General features: G+C 53.1%; 15 protein-coding genes and 1 pseudogene. 13 read left to right on the top strand and 3 right to left on the bottom strand.

Translation table 11 applies throughout. The features are described from left to right. The first annotated feature begins 53 nt into the window (after positions 1-53). The 4 genes from VU18_RS07480 (at position 54) to VU18_RS07465 (ending at position 5,431) form a co-directional block, all read left to right on the top strand. Positions 54-473, top strand: coding sequence for a CoA-binding protein (locus VU18_RS07480; protein WP_031205874.1), 420 nt, complete (start codon positions 54-56; stop codon positions 471-473). 175 nt (positions 474-648) lie between these two features. Next, positions 649-2,586 (top strand): DNA topoisomerase IV subunit B, encoded by a 1,938-nt coding sequence (gene parE, locus VU18_RS07475; RefSeq protein ID WP_021321610.1) that lies wholly within the window; start codon positions 649-651, stop codon positions 2,584-2,586. 59 nt (positions 2,587-2,645) lie between these two features. Further along, a complete protein-coding gene (gene parC, locus VU18_RS07470; protein WP_014195852.1) occupies positions 2,646-5,090 on the top strand; it encodes a DNA topoisomerase IV subunit A in 2,445 nt (814 codons plus the stop codon). Continuing rightward, entirely contained in the window at positions 5,087-5,431 is a 345-nt protein-coding gene (locus VU18_RS07465) for a PilZ domain-containing protein (RefSeq protein ID WP_013145319.1), read from the top strand. The genes parC and VU18_RS07465 overlap by 4 nt, the downstream gene beginning before the upstream one ends. Before the next feature lie 104 nt (positions 5,432-5,535). On the opposite strand, the gene VU18_RS07460 is transcribed toward VU18_RS07465, so the two are convergent. Next, the gene (locus VU18_RS07460) at positions 5,536-6,267 is read right to left on the bottom strand and encodes a MerR family transcriptional regulator (protein ID WP_014195851.1); all 732 of its coding nucleotides are present in this window, start codon (positions 6,265-6,267) and stop codon (positions 5,536-5,538) included. 296 nt (positions 6,268-6,563) lie between these two features. Here VU18_RS07460 and treP point away from each other — a divergent pair, with 296 nt between their 5' ends. The 8 genes and pseudogenes from treP (at position 6,564) to VU18_RS07425 (ending at position 15,922) form a co-directional block, all read left to right on the top strand. After that, on the top strand, positions 6,564-7,982 hold the full coding sequence (treP, locus tag VU18_RS07455; RefSeq protein ID WP_011231239.1) for a PTS system trehalose-specific EIIBC component: 1,419 nt from the start codon (positions 6,564-6,566) through the stop codon (positions 7,980-7,982). A gap of 114 nt (positions 7,983-8,096) precedes the next feature. Next, the gene (gene treC / locus VU18_RS07450) at positions 8,097-9,788 is read left to right on the top strand and encodes an alpha,alpha-phosphotrehalase (RefSeq protein WP_021321613.1); all 1,692 of its coding nucleotides are present in this window, start codon (positions 8,097-8,099) and stop codon (positions 9,786-9,788) included. A 22-nt stretch (positions 9,789-9,810) separates the two neighbouring features. Then, positions 9,811-9,863 (top strand): annotated as a pseudogene (locus VU18_RS21170) (hypothetical protein); the annotation flags it as partial. A gap of 1 nt (position 9,864) precedes the next feature. Continuing rightward, a partial coding sequence (treR, locus tag VU18_RS07445) for a trehalose operon repressor (protein WP_236687320.1) occupies positions 9,865-10,524 on the top strand: 660 nt, incomplete at its 5' end. 214 nt (positions 10,525-10,738) lie between these two features. Beyond that, a complete protein-coding gene (locus tag VU18_RS07440) occupies positions 10,739-12,151 on the top strand; it encodes a Na+/H+ antiporter NhaC family protein (RefSeq protein ID WP_011231236.1) in 1,413 nt (470 codons plus the stop codon). 408 nt (positions 12,152-12,559) lie between these two features. Further along, the gene (locus VU18_RS07435; RefSeq protein ID WP_011231235.1) at positions 12,560-13,009 is read left to right on the top strand and encodes a thioesterase family protein; all 450 of its coding nucleotides are present in this window, start codon (positions 12,560-12,562) and stop codon (positions 13,007-13,009) included. A gap of 130 nt (positions 13,010-13,139) precedes the next feature. After that, positions 13,140-14,639: an aminotransferase class V-fold PLP-dependent enzyme gene (locus VU18_RS07430; protein WP_014195845.1), complete on the top strand. Its 1,500-nt coding sequence runs from the start codon at positions 13,140-13,142 to the stop codon at positions 14,637-14,639. A gap of 104 nt (positions 14,640-14,743) precedes the next feature. Beyond that, positions 14,744-15,922 carry an acyl-CoA dehydrogenase family protein gene (locus VU18_RS07425; RefSeq protein ID WP_021321615.1) on the top strand — a complete coding sequence of 393 codons (1,179 nt, stop codon included), beginning with the start codon at positions 14,744-14,746 and terminating at the stop codon, positions 15,920-15,922. A gap of 107 nt (positions 15,923-16,029) precedes the next feature. Here the strand turns inward: VU18_RS07425 and speE are convergent, their stop codons facing one another. After that, the gene (speE, locus tag VU18_RS07420) at positions 16,030-16,905 is read right to left on the bottom strand and encodes a polyamine aminopropyltransferase (protein ID WP_047757889.1); all 876 of its coding nucleotides are present in this window, start codon (positions 16,903-16,905) and stop codon (positions 16,030-16,032) included. Positions 16,906-17,202: 297 nt separating this feature from the next. Then, positions 17,203-17,646: a nitric oxide-sensing transcriptional repressor NsrR gene (gene nsrR, locus VU18_RS07410; protein WP_021321618.1), complete on the bottom strand. Its 444-nt coding sequence runs from the start codon at positions 17,644-17,646 to the stop codon at positions 17,203-17,205. Between the two features lie 170 nt (positions 17,647-17,816). Between nsrR and VU18_RS19675 the strand changes: the two genes are divergently transcribed. Continuing rightward, positions 17,817-17,919 (top strand): dihydropteridine reductase (locus tag VU18_RS19675; RefSeq protein ID WP_047757921.1); only part of this gene is annotated, 103 nt, incomplete at its 3' end.

Here is a 17,919-nt window from a genome sequence, read left to right as displayed (position 1 = left end):
AATTGCATCTATATAGTACAGCAAAAAGGAGAATAAAGGAGGGAGAGACCTCGATGTCCATTGTCAACCCAAGCCGGGAAGAAATCGGTGAAATTTTGCGCAAGGCGAAACGGATTGCCGTCGTTGGGTTGTCCAACAATCCGGAGCGCGAGTCGTATATGGTGGCGAAAGCGATGAAAGACGCTGGATACGAAATCATTCCGGTCAATCCGATGATCGATGAGTGGGAAGGCATTCCGGCGGTTGATCAACTAACCGATATCGAAGGCCATGTCGACATCGTCGATGTGTTCCGCCGCTCTGAGCATTTGCCCGAGCTGGCCCGCGAGTTTGTGCAAATCGATGCGGACGTATTTTGGGCGCAGCTTGGCGTCGTCAATGAAGAAGCATACGCGTTTTTAAAGGAAAAAGGCTATACGGTGATTATGGATCGCTGCATTAAAGTAGAACACGCGCTCACGAAACGCCCGTAACAGGCGAAGCGCGCCATTGACGAAACGGCCATCTTCTCTAAGATGGTCCTTTCGTTTTTCAGGCGCCGTTGTCCGATTTTGTCAAGCGGTGTCAAAAGACAATGGACAGCTGGTCATTTTATGATACAATAAAACAGAAACAGATGTTCTTGTTTTGGCAGAAAGGGGTGGGCTTGTGGCAAAGCAAGCGATACATGACTATAACGAAGATGCCATTCAAGTGTTGGAAGGGCTCGAGGCAGTCAGGAAGCGGCCGGGGATGTACATCGGCAGCACCGACAGCCGCGGGTTGCATCATCTTGTTTATGAAATCGTCGACAACTCGGTCGATGAGGCGTTGGCCGGATACGGAAACTACATTTTCGTGCAAATACATAAAGACAACAGCATCACGGTTTTGGATGAGGGGCGCGGCATGCCGGTCGGGATGCATAAGCTCGGCAAGCCGACGCCGGAAGTCATTTTGACCGTGCTTCATGCCGGCGGCAAATTCGGCCAAGGCGGCTATAAAACGAGCGGCGGCCTGCACGGAGTCGGGGCGTCGGTTGTCAACGCCTTATCAGAATGGCTGGTCGTCACGATTCATCGCGACGGCTTCATTTACCGGCAGCGGTTTGAGCATGGAGGCAAACCGGTGACGACGCTAGAGAAAATCGGCACAACGAACAAAACCGGAACCATCATTCAATTTAAGCCGGACCCAACGATTTTCAGCACGACAGTCTTCGATTATGAAACATTGAGTGAACGGCTGCGCGAATCGGCGTTTTTGTTAAAAGGGCTGAAAATCGAACTCGTTGACGAACGGACCGGCATGCGCGAGGTGTTCCACTATGAAAACGGAATTGAAGCGTTTGTCGCCTATTTGAATGAGGAGAAAGATGTGCTCCACCCGGTCGTTTATTTTGCTGGCGAGCAAAACGGCATTGAAGTCGAGTTTGCGTTCCAGTTTCATGACGGTTATTCGGAAAACGTGCTGTCGTTTGTCAACAACGTGCGCACAAAAGACGGCGGCACGCATGAGGCGGGTGCGAAAACGGCGATGACGCGCGTTTTTAACGAATACGCCCGCCGTGTCGGTTTGCTCAAGGAAAAAGATAAAAATTTGGAAGGAACCGATATTCGCGAAGGGTTGTCCGCGGTCGTTTCGGTGCGCATCCCAGAGCACTTGCTGCAGTTTGAAGGGCAGACGAAAGGAAAGCTCGGAACGAGCGAAGCGCGTTCGGCCGTCGATGCGGTGGTGTCCGAGCAGCTCATGTACTTTCTGCAAGAAAACCCGGACGTAAGCGCGATGCTCATTAAGAAAGCGATCCGGGCCTATCAGGCGCGTGAAGCGGCCCGCAAAGCGCGCGAAGAGGCGAGAAGCGGCAAAAAGCGGAAAGGGAAAGAGGCGCTCTTAAGCGGCAAGCTGACGCCGGCGCAAGGGCGCAATCCGCAAAAAAATGAGCTCTATCTCGTTGAAGGCGATTCGGCGGGCGGTTCGGCGAAACAAGGGCGCGACCGTCGATTCCAGGCGGTGCTTCCGCTGCGCGGAAAAGTCATCAACACGGAAAAGGCGAAACTTGGCGATATTTTGAAAAACGAGGAAATCAATACGATCATCCACGCCATCGGCGGCGGCGTCGGGGCTGACTTTTCGCTCGATGATGTCAACTACGACAAAGTGATCATTATGACCGATGCCGACACGGACGGCGCCCATATTCAAGTGCTGCTTTTGACGTTTTTTTACCGCTACATGCGTCCGCTGATTGAAGCGGGAAAAGTGTACATCGCCTTGCCGCCGCTTTACAAAATCAGCAAAAAAAGCGGCAAAAACGAAATCGTCGAATATGCGTGGACGGACGAGCAGCTGAAAGAAATTACGAAAAAAATGGGCCGCGGCTATACGATTCAGCGCTATAAAGGGCTCGGCGAAATGAACGCCGATCAATTATGGGAAACGACGATGAACCCACAGACGCGTACGCTCATCCGCGTGCGCATTGAAGATGCGGCCCGCGCCGAACGGAGGGTGACGACGCTCATGGGCGACAAAGTCGAGCCGCGCCGCAAATGGATCGAAACGCACGTCGCCTTCGGGCTCGAAGAGGAACCGGGATGGATCGGCTGATGGCGGCGTGAAAAGGCGCCGCCTTTTTGGTGCTGATGTGTTAGGAAAGGAGAATGACGATGGCAGAACGATTGCTGGAAATGCCGTTAGAGGACGTGCTTGGCGACCGCTTTGGCCGCTACAGCAAATACATCATCCAAGACCGGGCGCTGCCCGATGCGCGCGACGGGCTGAAGCCCGTGCAGCGCCGCATTTTGTATGCGATGTACATGGATGGCAACACGGCTGATAAACCGTTTCGCAAGGCGGCGAAAACGGTTGGAAACGTGATCGGCAACTTTCATCCGCACGGCGACTCATCGGTGTATGAAGCGATGGTGCGGATGAGCCAAGAGTGGAAGCTGCGCAACGTGCTGGTGGAGATGCACGGCAACAACGGCAGCATCGACGGCGACCCGCCGGCGGCGATGCGCTACACGGAAGCGCGCCTGTCGGCGATTGCCGCCGAATTGCTTCGCGATATTGACAAAGAAACTGTTCCGTTTGTGCCGAACTTTGACGATACGACCGATGAGCCGACCGTCCTGCCGGCGATGTTTCCGAATTTGTTGGTGAACGGCTCGACCGGGATTTCGGCCGGCTATGCGACCGACATTCCGCCGCATGCGCTTGGCGAGGTGATCGACGCCGTCTTGATGCGGATCGACCGGCCGGATTGCACTGTTGACGAGCTGATGACGGTTCTTCCTGGCCCCGATTTTCCGACCGGCGGCATCATCCAAGGGAAAGACGGCATCCGCAAGGCGTATGAGACCGGCCGCGGGAAAATCATCATCCGCGCCAAAGCCGCCATCGAGCAGGGAAAAGGCGGGAAAAAGCACATTGTCATCACGGAACTGCCGTATGAAGTGAACAAAGCGAATTTAGTGAAAAAAATTGACGAGCTTCGCCTCGACAAAAAGCTCGACGGCATCGCCGATGTGCGCGATGAAACGGACCGGGACGGGCTGTCGATCGTCATCGAATTGAAAAAAGACGCCGATGCGGAAGCGATTCTCAACTACTTGTACAAAAATACGGATTTGCAAGTGCCGTACAACTTCAACATGGTGGCGATCCATGAGCGCCGGCCGAAGCTGATGAGTTTGCCGGAGCTGTTGGATGCCTACATCGCCCACCGGAAAGAGGTCGTCACCAACCGCTCGCATTTTGAGCTGAAAAAAGCGAATGAGCGGAAGCACATCGTCGACGGTTTGATTCGGGCGCTTTCCATTTTGGATGAGGTGATTGCCACGATTCGTGCTTCAAGCGACAAGCGCGACGCCAAAGAACGGCTGATGGCTCATTACGGATTCACCGAAGCGCAGGCCGAGGCGATCGTGACGCTCCAGCTGTATCGGTTGACGAACACCGACATCACGGCGCTGCGTCAAGAAGCGGAAGAACTGGATCAAGCAATTGCGGAACTTACGGCGATTCTCGCCGATGAAAAGAAGCTGCTTGGCGTCATCAAAAAAGAGCTGAAGGCGATGAAAAAGCAATATGCCGATGAGCGGCGGACGGTGATTGAAGAGGAGATTGAAGAGCTGAAAGTGAAGGTGGAGGCGCTCATTCCGGCGGAAGATGTGATCGTCACCGTGACAAAAGAAGGATATGTGAAGAGGACGAGCTATCGTTCATACAGCGCCTCAAACGGTCAAGACATGGGCATGAAGGAAACGGATCGGCTGCTCGCCCAGCTCGAGATGAATACGACCGATGTGCTCTTGCTTTTCACCCGCCGCGGCTACTATTTATACTGCCCGGTGCATACGCTCCCTGATATCCGTTGGAAAGAGGTCGGCCACCACATTTCCCATCTCATTCCGCTTGAACGCGACGATGAACTCGTCGCCGCTGTTCCAGTCTCTTCCTTTAACACCGGGGAGCAGCTCATCTTTGTGACGAAACAAGGGCTCGTAAAGCGAACGGAGCTCGCTCAATACCAAGTGCAGCGCTACACCCGCCCGCTTGTGGCCGTTAATGTGAAAGAGGATGATGACGTCATCGCCGTCTACGCGACGGATGGATGCGGCCATCTTTGGCTTGCGACGCATGATGGACATGCGCTCTTGTTTGCCGAGGAGGAGATCAGCCTTGTTGGCGTGCGCGCGGCTGGCGTGAAAGGGATTCAATTGAAGGAAGGGGATTTTGTCGCCGCTGCGTGTCCCGTTCGCCTAGAAGAGGGGGGCTCGTTCGTCGTCGTGACGCAGCGCGGAGCGGTGAAAAAAGTGGCGATGAGCGAGTTTGAGCCGTCATCACGGGCGAAGCGCGGCGTTGTGATTGTGCGCGAAGTGAAATCCAACCCGCACCGAGTTGTCGGCGCCGTCTTTGTCAGCAGCGATGAGGAAATGGTCGGATTGCGGACGGAAAAAGGGGTGGTCGAGACGATCGAAGCCGCTTCCCTTCGTCTCTCCGACCGCTACAGCACGGGTTCGTTTGTCGTTGACACTGACGAAGCCGGGATGGTGGTGGATGTCTGGAAAGAACCGACGAAGCTGCTTGGAAAAGGGGAGGAAGGATGAGGTTTAAGCGTCAAGAACCGTTCCGGTATCAGTTTGGCCGGCCGCTCCCGGCTGAACTGCGCACAGCCGATGGTGAGCGCAGCGTCTACATTCACGATCTAAGTCCGCACGGGATGAAAATCGAAACGGAAGGCCGCCTTCCCTTTTCAACAGGGGGAACGCTGGTTGACATCTCGTTTTGGCTAAACGCTGCCCCCTTTACGCTGCGGGGGCAGCTTGTCTGGGAAAGACCGTTTGTCCACGCCTACTATTATGGCGTCCGCCTCCATGTCACCAAACAAGAAGAAGCGCACTTGATCGAAGCCATCAAACGACATGCGGCCGAGAGCCGCCGAATATGACGCAAAAAGGGGCCCGAGTTTTGGCGGGGCCCTTTTTTGATTTTTGACGGAGGTATGGCGCATCCAAAACGGGTGCCCTTGTCACATGGATGCCAAAATCGTCTTCACCAAAACTTCCACCATTTATTTGCCCGTGTTCGAGCAGCGCTGGTGCTGGCAGCGGTTTGCCGAAACGACAACACGAGCTCGCGAAACGCTTTTTCCCGTTCTAAAATGCGCAGTTCGAGCTGTTTTCGCTCCTCTTCCTGCCTTGCCTTTTCCTCGTGACAGAACGCGACGACCGTTTCCAAATGTTCATGCAGCTGTTCCGTTTTTTGCTGCCATGCGTCCTCGTAATCGCGGAGTGAACGGCGCACCGTTTCGGCAGCTGCCGTCGTTTGCTCCTCGATGTAGTCAAGGCGGCCTTTCACCTCATCCATCGCTTGCCGGACCGTGGCTGTCGTTTCCTGTTTCAAGGCGTCGACGATATCGTCTTTTAAGCGGGCCGCCAACTGCTCGGCTATGTATGGCATCCCTTGATGCAGCAGGCGGGGCACATCGATGATTTCCCCTTCCATGACGGCTGTTTCCACTTGAGCGGCTGTCTCGTTGGCTCGCTCTGCCGGTTGTCCGTCCATTTGCCTGATCATTTCAGCCACTTCACGCGGATGGCGGCCGTCCTCAAGCCAAGTGCGGATATGGCGAAACCGGTCGATCAGCTCGTCGGTGTACATGCGTGCCCCCTCGGTTGTGCGTGGGACGGCAATCGATCCGGCGAACTGCTTTTCCCATTGTTTCAAATCGCGGGCGGTGACCCCGATTTTTTTCGCTGCTTCGCGGAGTGTATAGGTTTTCATCGCATTTCCTCATCCTTTCTCGTCTTTTGGCATTGATTTGCATTATGTTTTATTTTCCTACTCGGTCGTTGATTTTCCTGCCGCTTGACAAAACATAACAAAAGAAGTGGAAGTTAGCAAAAAAACAACAACTATTGTCGAAAAATGAAGAAGGTCATCGAAAGATGTTGACAAACTTGTATATACAAGATAAAATGAATTCAGGTTGTATATACAAGTTTGTTTGCAACCGGTTGCTGAAAGCGATTTAACGCTATAGCGGTCGTTGTTAAGGAAAGAAAAGGGAGGCGTTCATCATGGGGGCATACCAACAAGCAGCCGCGCAAATCGTTGAAGCCATCGGCGGCAAAGAAAACATCGTCGCCGCCACGCATTGTGTGACGCGGCTTCGGTTTGCGCTCAAAGAGGAAGGAAAAGTCAATAAGGAAGCGCTTGAGCGCATCGATGTCGTCAAAGGGTCGTTTTCGGCAAACGGCCAGTTTCAAGTCGTCATCGGCCAAGGGCTTGTCGATAAAGTGTATGACGACCTCATCGAGCTGACGGGCATCGGCCGGGCGACAAAGCAGGAGATTAAAGACGCTGCGGAAGCGAAGCTCAATCCGCTGCAACGCGCGATTAAGACGCTGGCTGATATTTTCATTCCAATCTTGCCGGCAATCGTGACGGCCGGTTTGTTAATGGGGATTAACAACGTCTTGACAGGCCCAGGCATTTTTTACGAAGGGAAATCGTTTGTCGAGGTGCACAAAGAATGGGCCGATTTGGCGAACATGATCAACTTGATCGCCAATACGGCGTTCGTCTTCCTGCCCGGTTTGATCGGCTGGTCGGCGGTGACGAAATTCGGCGGCAGCCCGCTCTTAGGGATTGTCCTTGGTTTGATGCTCGTCCACCCAGATTTGCTCAACGCTTGGGGCTGGGGAGCGGCGAAAGAAAAAGGAGAGATTCCGGTTTGGAACTTGTTCGGCTTTGAAGTGCAAAAAGTCGGCTACCAAGGACAAGTGCTGCCGGTGCTGGTGGCTTCCTACGTGCTGGCGAAGCTGGAGCTGTTTTTGCGCAAGCGCATTCCGGATGCGTTTCAGCTGTTGCTTGTCGCGCCGCTTGCGTTGCTCATTACGGGCTTTTTGGCGTTCATCGCCATTGGGCCGATCACATTTGCGATCGGCAATGCCATTACCCACTTGTTTGTCACGATTTTTGACACGGTTCCGGCTCTTGGAGGATTGTTGTATGGAGCGTTGTATGCGCCGCTTGTCGTCACCGGGATGCACCATACGTTCTTGCCGGTTGACTTGCAGCTGATTGCCAATACCGGTGGCACGTTCCTTTGGCCGATTTTGGTCATGTCAAACATCGCCCAAGGTTCGGCAGCGTTGGCGATGATGTTTGTCGCGAAGGAGGAAAAGCTGCGCGGTTTGTCGTTTACGTCGGCTGTTTCCGCGTATTTAGGCATCACGGAACCGGCGATGTTCGGGGTCAACTTGCGCTTTCGCTTCCCGTTTATCGCAGCGATGACAGGGGCGGCAATCGCTGGCATGTTCATCACGATCAATAAAGTGATGGCCCCGTCGATCGGCGTCGGCGGCCTGCCGGGTTTCTTGTCGATCGTGCCGCAAAAGTGGACGCCGTTCTTTATCGGCATGGCGATCGCGATTGCGGTGCCGTTTGCGCTGACGTTTGTCTTTGGGAAAGTGCGTAAAGCCGCCCGCTCATGATTGCCGTGTGTGGAAGCAAGAGAACGATGTGCGAAATCATTTATTTCCCGCCCGTACCATTGGCCGCCGATGCCAATGGTATGTTTTTTATCCCGACGAACGAGGTGAAGAGAGATGTCAACAACCCCTTGGTGGAAAAAAGCAGTCGTTTATCAAATTTATCCGAAAAGCTTCTACGATACGAATGGAGACGGCATTGGCGATTTGCCGGGCGTGATCGAGAAGCTCGATTATTTACAAAAATTGGGTGTCGATGTCATTTGGCTGACGCCGATCTACGCGTCGCCGCAGCGCGACAACGGTTATGACATCAGCGATTATTTCCGCATCCATCACGAATACGGAACGATGGACGATTTTGACCGTCTGCTTCACGAAGTGCATGCGCGCGGCATGAAGCTGGTGATGGACATGGTCGTCAACCATACCTCAACCGACCATGAATGGTTTCAGCAGGCGCGCTCCTCGAAAACGAACCCATACCGCTCGTTTTACATTTGGCGCGACCCGAAGCCGGACGGCGGAGCGCCGAACAACTGGCAATCGAAATTCGGCGGCTCGGCGTGGGAATACGACGAACAAACCGGCCAATATTACTTGCATTTGTTCGATGTGACACAAGCGGACTTGAACTGGGAAAACGAAGAGCTGCGCCGCCGCATTTATGACATGATGCATTTTTGGCTCAAAAAAGGAGTGGACGGCTTTCGGCTTGACGTCATCAACTTGTTGTCAAAAGACCAGCGCTTCCCGGATGATGACGGTTCGGTGCCGCCGGGGGACGGGCGCCGCTTTTATACGGACGGACCGCGCATTCATGAGTTTTTGCAAGAGATGAACCGCGAAGTGTTTTCGAAATATGACGTCATGACGGTCGGGGAAATGTCGTCGACGACGATCGATCATTGCATCCGCTACACGAACCCGGAAAACCACGAGCTCAATATGACGTTTAACTTTCACCACTTGAAGGTCGATTACCCGAACGGAGAAAAATGGGCAGTCGCCCCATTTGATTTCCTTGCCTTAAAACGCATTTTGTCCGAATGGCAAGTCCGGATGTATGAAGGCGGCGGCTGGAATGCGCTCTTTTGGTGCAACCACGATCAGCCGCGCATCGTGTCGCGCTATGGCGATGACGGGACGTATTGGAAAGAGTCAGCGAAAATGCTGGCGACGACGATCCATTTGATGCAAGGGACGCCCTATATTTACCAAGGCGAAGAAATCGGCATGACCGATCCGAAATTCACCGATATTCGCGACTACCGCGACGTTGAGTCGCTCAACATGTACCGGATTTTGCGAGAACAAGGCAAAAGCGAGCAAGAAGTGATGGAAATTTTGCAGCGAAAATCGCGCGACAACTCACGCACGCCGATGCAATGGGACGACAGCCCGCATGCTGGTTTCACGTCCGGGACGCCGTGGATTCGCGTCGCCGACAACTACCGACGCATTAACGTGAAACAGGCGCTCGCCGACCGCGACTCGATTTTCTACCACTATAAGCGGCTCATTGAGCTGCGCAAACAGTATGATCTCATTACGACCGGGCGCTATGAGCTGCTGCTTGCGGACGATCCGCATATTTTCGTCTATATGCGTCATGGCGATGGAGAAAAGCTGCTTGTTGTCAACAATTTTTATCCAATCGAAACGACGTTCACGCTGCCGAAAGAAGCAGGAGCCGATGGCTATACGGGAGAACTGCTGCTTGCCAATTATTCGGACGCGCCGGCCGATTTTCGCCGCATGCAGCTGCGCCCATACGAATCGGTTGTTTATCTTTTGCGCCGGCCGTGATACAATACAAGCGGTGATTCTTATGCATGAAAACAAATATTTAACCATTTACCATGACCTCATTTCCCGCATCCGNCGCGGAGAATGGAAGGCGTACGACAAGCTGCCATCGGAACACGAGCTGGCCGCCCGATATGAGACATCGCGCGAGACGATTCGCAAAGCGCTCCATTTGTTGTCCGAGCACGGCTATATCCAAAAAATGAAAGGAAAAGGATCTATCGTTCTTGACGTCGGCAAATATGACTTTCCCGTATCCGGATTGGTCAGCTTTAAAGAACTGGCGCAGACGATGAAGCAGCCGGTGCGGACGATCGTGCATGAACTGGCGATCATCAAGCCGGATCGCGAGCTCAGGCAGCATCTGCGCGCCTCAAGCAAAGACGAAGTGTGGAAAGTCGTGCGCGTCCGGGAAATCGGCGGAGAGCGGATTATTTTGGATAAAGACTTTTTTCTGAAAAAGCATGTGCCGCTATTGACCAAAGAGATTTGCGAAGACTCGATTTATGAATATTTGGAAACGAAGCTGCATTTGCCGATCAGCTTTGCGAAAAAAGAAATATCGGTCGACGAAGCGACGGACGAAGACCGGCGCTATTTGGATTTGCATGGCGATGACCGCGTCGTTGTCGTCAAAAACTATGTGTATTTAAGCAATGCTGCATTGTTTCAATATACGGAATCGCGTCACCGGCTCGACAAGTTCCGATTTGTCGATTTTGCGCGCCGGAAATGACAACGCCTTCTGTGCCCCAGGTTGTTTGGGAGTCAGCCCGGGGCGGATGGAAGTGTGGGCCACGCTGCAAACTGCAGCGCGGCTTTTTTTTTTTGCGTGGGCAACATAAATTTTATAAATAAAACTATGTTCTAAATCTTCAATGAAAATCATAAAAAAACTGCATTATGGCTATCCTTCTTGGTAACAACATCATCGCAAAGGAGGCGCCGACGTGGAAGGAACATGGTGGTCGCTGTTGCCTTTTCTGCTCATCATTCCGTTGGCGGTATGGCTGAAAGAAATTTTGCCCGGCCTCGTGGCCGGATTGCTCGTCGGAGCGTTTTGCCTTGAGTGGTCGGCTGTCGGCGCGATTGAGCGCGCTGTTTCCGCTGTTCTTCACGCCCTGACCGATCCGGAGCATATGAAGGTGGCCGCGTTTTTGTATTTGTTCGGTTCGCTTGTCGGCATGATGCAAATTACCGGCGGGATCAAAGGGTTTGTCGAGAGACTCTCCGGCCGCATCCGCTCGAAGCGGGGGATTTTGTTGTTCGTTTGGCTGACGGTGCCGGTGACGTTTTTTATGCCGATGTTTCGCATTATGCTCCTTGGACCAGTGATGAAAGCGGTCCTTCGCCAGTTTCGCATCGACCGCCGCCGCATGGCGTACATGATCGACGTCTCGACCGAGCCGATCATCGTGCTTTTGCCAGCGGCGACAGCGTTCGTCGGCTTTATGACTTCCGTTGTCGCCGCGGCGCTTGAGCAAAACGACATTCACGAATCGCCGTATGACGTGTTTTTGCGCAGCCTGCCGTACAACTTGTTTGCGATTGTCGCTCTGGCCGTCGGGGTGTTGACGACGATGTTGAACATCCGGATCGGCAAACCGCGGGCGAAAAAAGGAGAAGGGGAAACGAATACACTGCACGGGCTCGGATTGCGCAAGGAGCTGGCGCTGATCAACGGGGAGCCGTTGCACTTGTTTGTCCCGCTGGCGCTGTTAATCGCGCTGACGTTTGCCTTTTTCGTGTACGACGGGAGGAAACGCGGGGCAGAGAATTGGTGGGAGGCGTTTTCCGCGGCCGATGCGACATGGGCGATGCTGTTGGCGCTGTTTGTGACCATCCTTTTGTCGATGATGTTTTATTTGTGGCGCCGACAATCGCTCTCAGAGTTGACGTACCACTTTTTTGCCGGAGGAAACGAGCTGATGGCGCCGATCGGCATGCTCGTTCTCGTATGGGCGGTCTCGGCGGTGGCGGGGGAACTCGGATTTGCGGAGTACGTGTCGTCGACGTTCGGCACATGGCTGCCGGGGGCATTCGTGCCAGCGGCCGTGTTTTTGGTCGGATCGTTTTTATCATACTTTATCGGTTCTTCATGGGGAACGTGGGGCATTTTGATGCCGCTTGGCGTCACGCTTTCCCATGCGACCGGGGCGCCGCTCGAGGTGACAGTCGGCGCCGTGTTTGCGAGCGGGACGTTTGGCGCCTTTGCTTCGCCGCTTGGCGATACGACGATTACAACGGCAGCCATTATGGATATGGACTTGATGAGCTATGCGAAATACAAATTGCGCCTCTCTCTCCTTTGCGCCGGCGTGTCGCTTGCAGGATACGTTCTTTTGCCGCTTTGGGCCGGTTGACCGCAGACGCCCCGTCTGCCCTCGCCGGGCTTTTTTATCTACCCTGAAAATGTCAAAACTATATAGGTTCCAATTGTTCGTTACCATTTGCACTTCGATACATGCGGATGCAATCTAATGTGTCAGGCAATCGGCGAAGTGTAAACCAAAAATTCAACTTAATTGAAAGAGATTTTCATCCTTTCGTGCAACGTACTGGATTCGCGACAATATTTCATGTCACAAACAATGTTCTAAATAATCAATAACCCAAAAAAACAATTGCATATCCCAATCAATCGGAGTATGATAAAAACAACATACTGACTAGTTGGTAGCTGCAAATCAAACTTGCTCCCGCCCCATGCTCACCCAAACGAATATTGTGGGCGAAAGGGGCAAAAAAAAGCAAGAAAGGAAGAGGGAGAAATGAAGACGCACATCATTACCGTCAACCCACGCTTTTGTGAAACTGATGCGCTCGGACATTTAAGCAACATTAGCTATTTTATTTATTTAGAAGAAGCGCGCACCCGCCTGTTTGATGAATTGCGTTACGGCGGGCGAACGGACGACTGGCATTTTATTTTAGCTTCCACCAAGTGCGATTTTATCAACCAAGGATTCTTCGGACGACGATTGCGCGTGGAAACCAATGTCTCCCGGATCGGCAATAAAAGCTTTCAATGCATTCATCGCATCATGGAAGAGGAAACAGGAAGACTGATCGCCATCGGAGAGGCAGCGGTCGTCCATTTTAATTTCCAAACCCAAACGAGCGAACCATTGCCCGATGACTTGCGGACCATGCTTGCCGAATACCTTGCGCCGTCCGTGGGGGAAACGATTTCGCCGTTATCGTGCAAAAAAAAGGAGTAAAAAAGGGAGTGGAATATCATCCGCCTGTACGGCGGATTTTTCATTTTCAACTTTCCCACGTTTTTTGGACCGAACCACCGAAGGCGACATACTTTGTAAATAGACGAAATGGCGGAAAGGGGGAATCAACATGGCCATTCACGCTGTGATCGGCAATGCGGTGTATACATGCCGCGGAGAGCTTGAGACGTATTTTCAGCCGTTTCGCGATGGAACGATCGGCCGCTTTCATCCGTTTTCTACGCCGTTTGGCAAACAGCGGCTTATTTACGCCGACTGGACGGCAAGCGGGCGGCTGTACCGGCCGATTGAAGAGAAGCTGACGCATGAGCTCGGTCCATTTGTCGGCAACACGCATACGGAATCGAATGTGACCGGAACGAAAACGACGCTTGCCTATCGCTATGCAAAAGAAATCATCAAACAGCACGTTCATGCCGGGAAAAACGACGTCTTGATCATGCAAGGCGCCGGGACCACAAGCGCCGTCAACAAGCTGCAGCGTCTGCTTGGCTTGCGCGTACCGGAACGGTGGAAGCGCCGCTTGTCCCTTCATGATGAGGAGCGGCCAGTCGTTTTTGTCACCCATATGGAGCACCATTCAAATTTATTGCCATGGGTGGAAACCATCGCGGAAGTCGTGGCGGTCCGGCCGACAGAGAACGGGGATGTCGATCTTGACCATTTGCGCGAGCTGCTGGAGCGCTACCGAGATCGGCCGCAAAAAATCGGTGCATTTACTGCTTGCTCGAACGTCACGGGGTTGGAAACCCCATATCATAAGCTGGCGAAAATCATGCACGAGCATGGCGGCCTTTGCTTTGTTGATTTTGCTGCTTCCGCTCCGTACGTCCGCATCGATATGCATCCGGACGACCCAATGGAGCAGCTTGATGCCATTTATTTCTCTCCCCATAAGTTTCTCGGGGGGCCGGGAAGCGCCGGCGTGCTCATCTTTGACAGCCGGCTTTATCATCAGCACGCTCCGGATCACCCCGGCGGCGGGACGGTGTACTGGACTGACCCGTGGGGGAACTATGAATACATCCAAGCCATTGAGGAACGCGAAGATGGCGGAACACCGCCGTTTTGGCAAACCATCAAGGCAGCGTTGGCCATCCAGCTGAAAGAGCAAATGAACGTAAAACAGATGCGCGCCCGCGAAAAGGAACTTGTTTCCCTTCTTTTGCCGGCGCTAAAAAGCACTCCCGGCGTCCGCGTGCTTGAAGGACATCGGGACGACCGTCTTGGCATCATCTCATTTGTCATAGATGGATTGCATTACAACCTTGTTGTCAAACTGCTGAATGATCGCTTCGGCATTCAAGCGCGCGGCGGCTGTTCCTGCGCCGGACCATACGGCCACTATTTGCTTGGCATCGACAAGGAACAATCCGCTGCGCTGCTTCAAGAAGTCAAAAACGGCAATCCTCTCGCCAAACCAGGATGGGTGCGTCTGTCGCTCCATCCTACGATGACGAACGAAGAAGTGTATGCGATCATCCGCGCCGTCCGTCAAATCGCCCGCTATGGCCGCCGCTGGCAGGAGGAATACGAGTACGATGCTGGGAAAAATGAGTTCGTCCACCGTGACGATGATCGGTACATTCGGCATTTCTTTCTCTTTTAAGCTTCCGAGAGCAAGGACGGTCATTTTCCCGTGCGTTTTTGTTTTCAGTCCTAGCCAGAACTCGGTACAATAAAGGCATCTTGACCAAAAGAAGGGGAGAACCGATGAACGAATTGTACCATTTGCTTGTGCGGACCGATCGGGAGCAACAATTGTACAACCAAGCGCGCCGCCTTGCGGAACGATTTGTCCAACGGGCAGCGCATGATGACGAACAGGCAACGTTTCCATTTGCCGATTTTGCCGATTTAAAAGAGGCTGGATTCCTTTCCTTGACCGTCCCGACTGAATACGGCGGCCAAGGGGCATCGCTTTATGAGCTTGTGCTCGTGCAAGAAACGATCGCCCAAGGCTCTGGGGCAACGGCATTGTCGTTTGGTTGGCACGCCAGCATTCTCATGCGTTTATTTTTGCTCCGCCGCTGGCCGGAGCCCGTTCTCGCCCGTTTGGCGAATGAAGTCGTTTGCCGCCACGCGCTCATCAACAGCGCCCACTCTGAACGGACAACTGGCAGCCCGGCGCGCGGCGGTAAACCGGAAACGACGGCCGTCTTTCGCCATGGCCGCTGGGTGCTTCGGGGGCGAAAGACATTTGCATCGTTAGCCCCTGCGCTCGATTACGTATTGATTTCCGCCACGATGGAAGACGGTCGGGTCGGTGAATTTCTCGTGCCGATGTCTGCTTCAGGCATCCGCATCGAGCCGACGTGGAACACGCTTGGCATGCGGGCGACGCGCAGCGATGATCTTGTTCTTGAAGAAGTCGAAGTCGACCAAGAGGCGCTCGTAGAGACGCTTGGAGAAGCGAACGAAGCCGCTCCGGCGCAAGGATGGCTGTTGCACGTGCCGGCTTGTTACTTAGGCATCGCCATTGCGGCGCGCAATGAGGCGCTTCGCTTTGCCAAGACGTACCAGCCTAATACCCTGCCTCACCCAATCGCCCTAACACCCGAAGTGCAGCGGAAAATCGCTGAAATGGAATGGCGCCTCACCCATGCGCGCCATTTCCTGTACGCGGTCGCCGACTTATGGGATCGCTATCCGGAAAAACGGATGGCGATGAAAGAGGAGTTGGCAACAGCCAAATTGGTCGCCACCAATACCGCGCTTGAAGTCGTCGATTGGGCGATGCGCATTGTCGGCGGACAAAGCTTGTTTGCTGACAACCCGCTCCAGCGGCATTACCGTGACGTCCGCGCTGGATTGCACAACCCGCCGGCGGATGACTTGACGTTTCAATGGCTTGCCAAGCGGGCACTGGCCCACAACCCACCGGCGCAATGAAACAAGAAAGCGGGTGGAATAATAGAAAGCGTAAAGAGGATCACTCAAATGACACAAAAAAAGCTGTCCCCTCACAAAGCAGGGACAGCTTTTTCCATGCCAAGCCGTTATTCCACCTCAAGCGCCGAACGCAAAAATGCCGGCAAAGCGAAACATTGGCGAAAGATCCCATCGTTCACATATTTCGTGTCATTTGGAATGGTAGTCTGCACCGGAAAATCGAGCGGCCGTTTCGAGCCGATCGTAAAGCTCCACAGTCCGCCTGGATACGTCGGCACCACGGCGGTGTACACAAGCACATGCGGGAACAGTTCGCGAATATTGCGGTACGTCCGCTTCAAAATATCCAAGTGGAAAATCGGCGACTGGCTTTGGCAGACCATCAGCCCGTCTGCTTTCAACGCGCGATGGACGTTGGCGTAAAACTCCGGTGAAAACAAGGCTTCCGCTGGGCCGACTGGGTCGGACGAGTCGATCATAATGACGTCGTAGACGTTTTCTTTCTCTTGCACAAACACGACGCCATCATCATAAACAAACCGCACGCGCGGATCCGATAAGTTGCCGGAGACGGCTGGCAAATGCTCTTTGCACGCCCGGACGACTTTTTCGTCGATTTCCACCATGTCGATGGCTTCAAGATGAGCGTATTTCGCCGTCTCACGAGCTGCGCCGCAGTCGCCGCCGCCGATGATGAGCACCCGCTTCGCTTCCGGATGAAACTGCAGCGGCACGTGCGAAATCATTTCGTTATAAATATGGCCGTCAATCGAGGTCGTTTGCACGACGCCATCGAGTACGAGCATGCGGCCGAAATCGTACGAATCCAAAATCATCACATGCTGGTACTCGGACGGCTCGGCAAAAATCACCTCTTTGATTCGATAGCTGATTTTTAAGTTGTCGCGATCATCTTCGGTGAGCCAGAGCTCTCCATTGTCCATATGCAAGTAAGGTGGCAAAGCGTTTCCTTCGTGTTTCATTGTAACCTCCTTTAGTCATACAGATGTTTTCACACCTTTCTAATCTTAATATATTCTTCGTCTTGTGGCAAACAAAGGGGATGTGATCGGCCGGTGCCGGACGTATTCATCCCGCGCCCATGTTTGACGACTGGTTTCGTTTTTCCAACTGATGATCGTTCTTGCGCCACATCCCGCGCAAAGGCCGCCCATCGGTTTCGCATCATCCCGCGTCTTCCTTCCGTAGAGCGATGCTTAGTGATCGTGTGCCTGCCAAACGCCAAAAAACTCTCCAGCTTATAGCCAGAGAGTTTTTTCTCAACCGCGCCTCTCTTTCAATAAAGAACGAAGTGACGCTCGGTCTTCAAGCAAATCGGCGAGCGTATACGCATCCAACACCCGCAAAAACGCTTCTAACGCCTCGTGAAGTGCGAAGCGGAGCCGACATACCGGCGTTAAGACGCACTCATTGCCGTGAGCGGCAAAACACTCGACAAGCGACAAGTTTTCCTCCGTTTCGCGAACAACCGCGCCGATGGCAATCTCCTCGGGGCGTTTCGCAAGGCGGATTCCACCATTGCGCCCACGGATCGTTTCAATGTAGCCGAGTTTGCCAAGCTCATGGACGATTTTGCTTAAATGATGCTCTGAAATGGAAAAGGCAGCGGCAATGTCTTTGATGTTTGTTTTTTCTTCTTCATCAAGCGCGCCTAAAAACAAGAGAACGCGCAAGGCGTATTCCGTATAGTTCGTCAACTGCATCGTGATTCACAACCTTTAAGGACATTCTTGATCCCATTGTACCACACCTGATTCGAACGGAGAATTGTGAACAATTTATTAAAGATGTATTTGAAATATTGTTTTTTTACAGTGCTTATGGTTGAATAAAAGATGTATTAAAAATACATGTTTTACAAGGGGATGAAATCATGACAACGACAACGAAATTGCATCCAAAAACGATTGAAATTGTGAAATCAACGGTGCCTGTCCTGGAAACACATGGCGAACAAATTACGAAGCGGTTTTATG

Source organism: Geobacillus sp. ZGt-1 (genome assembly GCF_001026865.1).
GTDB lineage: Bacteria > Bacillota > Bacilli > Bacillales > Anoxybacillaceae > Geobacillus > Geobacillus thermoleovorans.
Note: the sequence above shows the minus strand (reverse complement) of the source record. Positions and strands in the feature narration are given on the sequence as shown.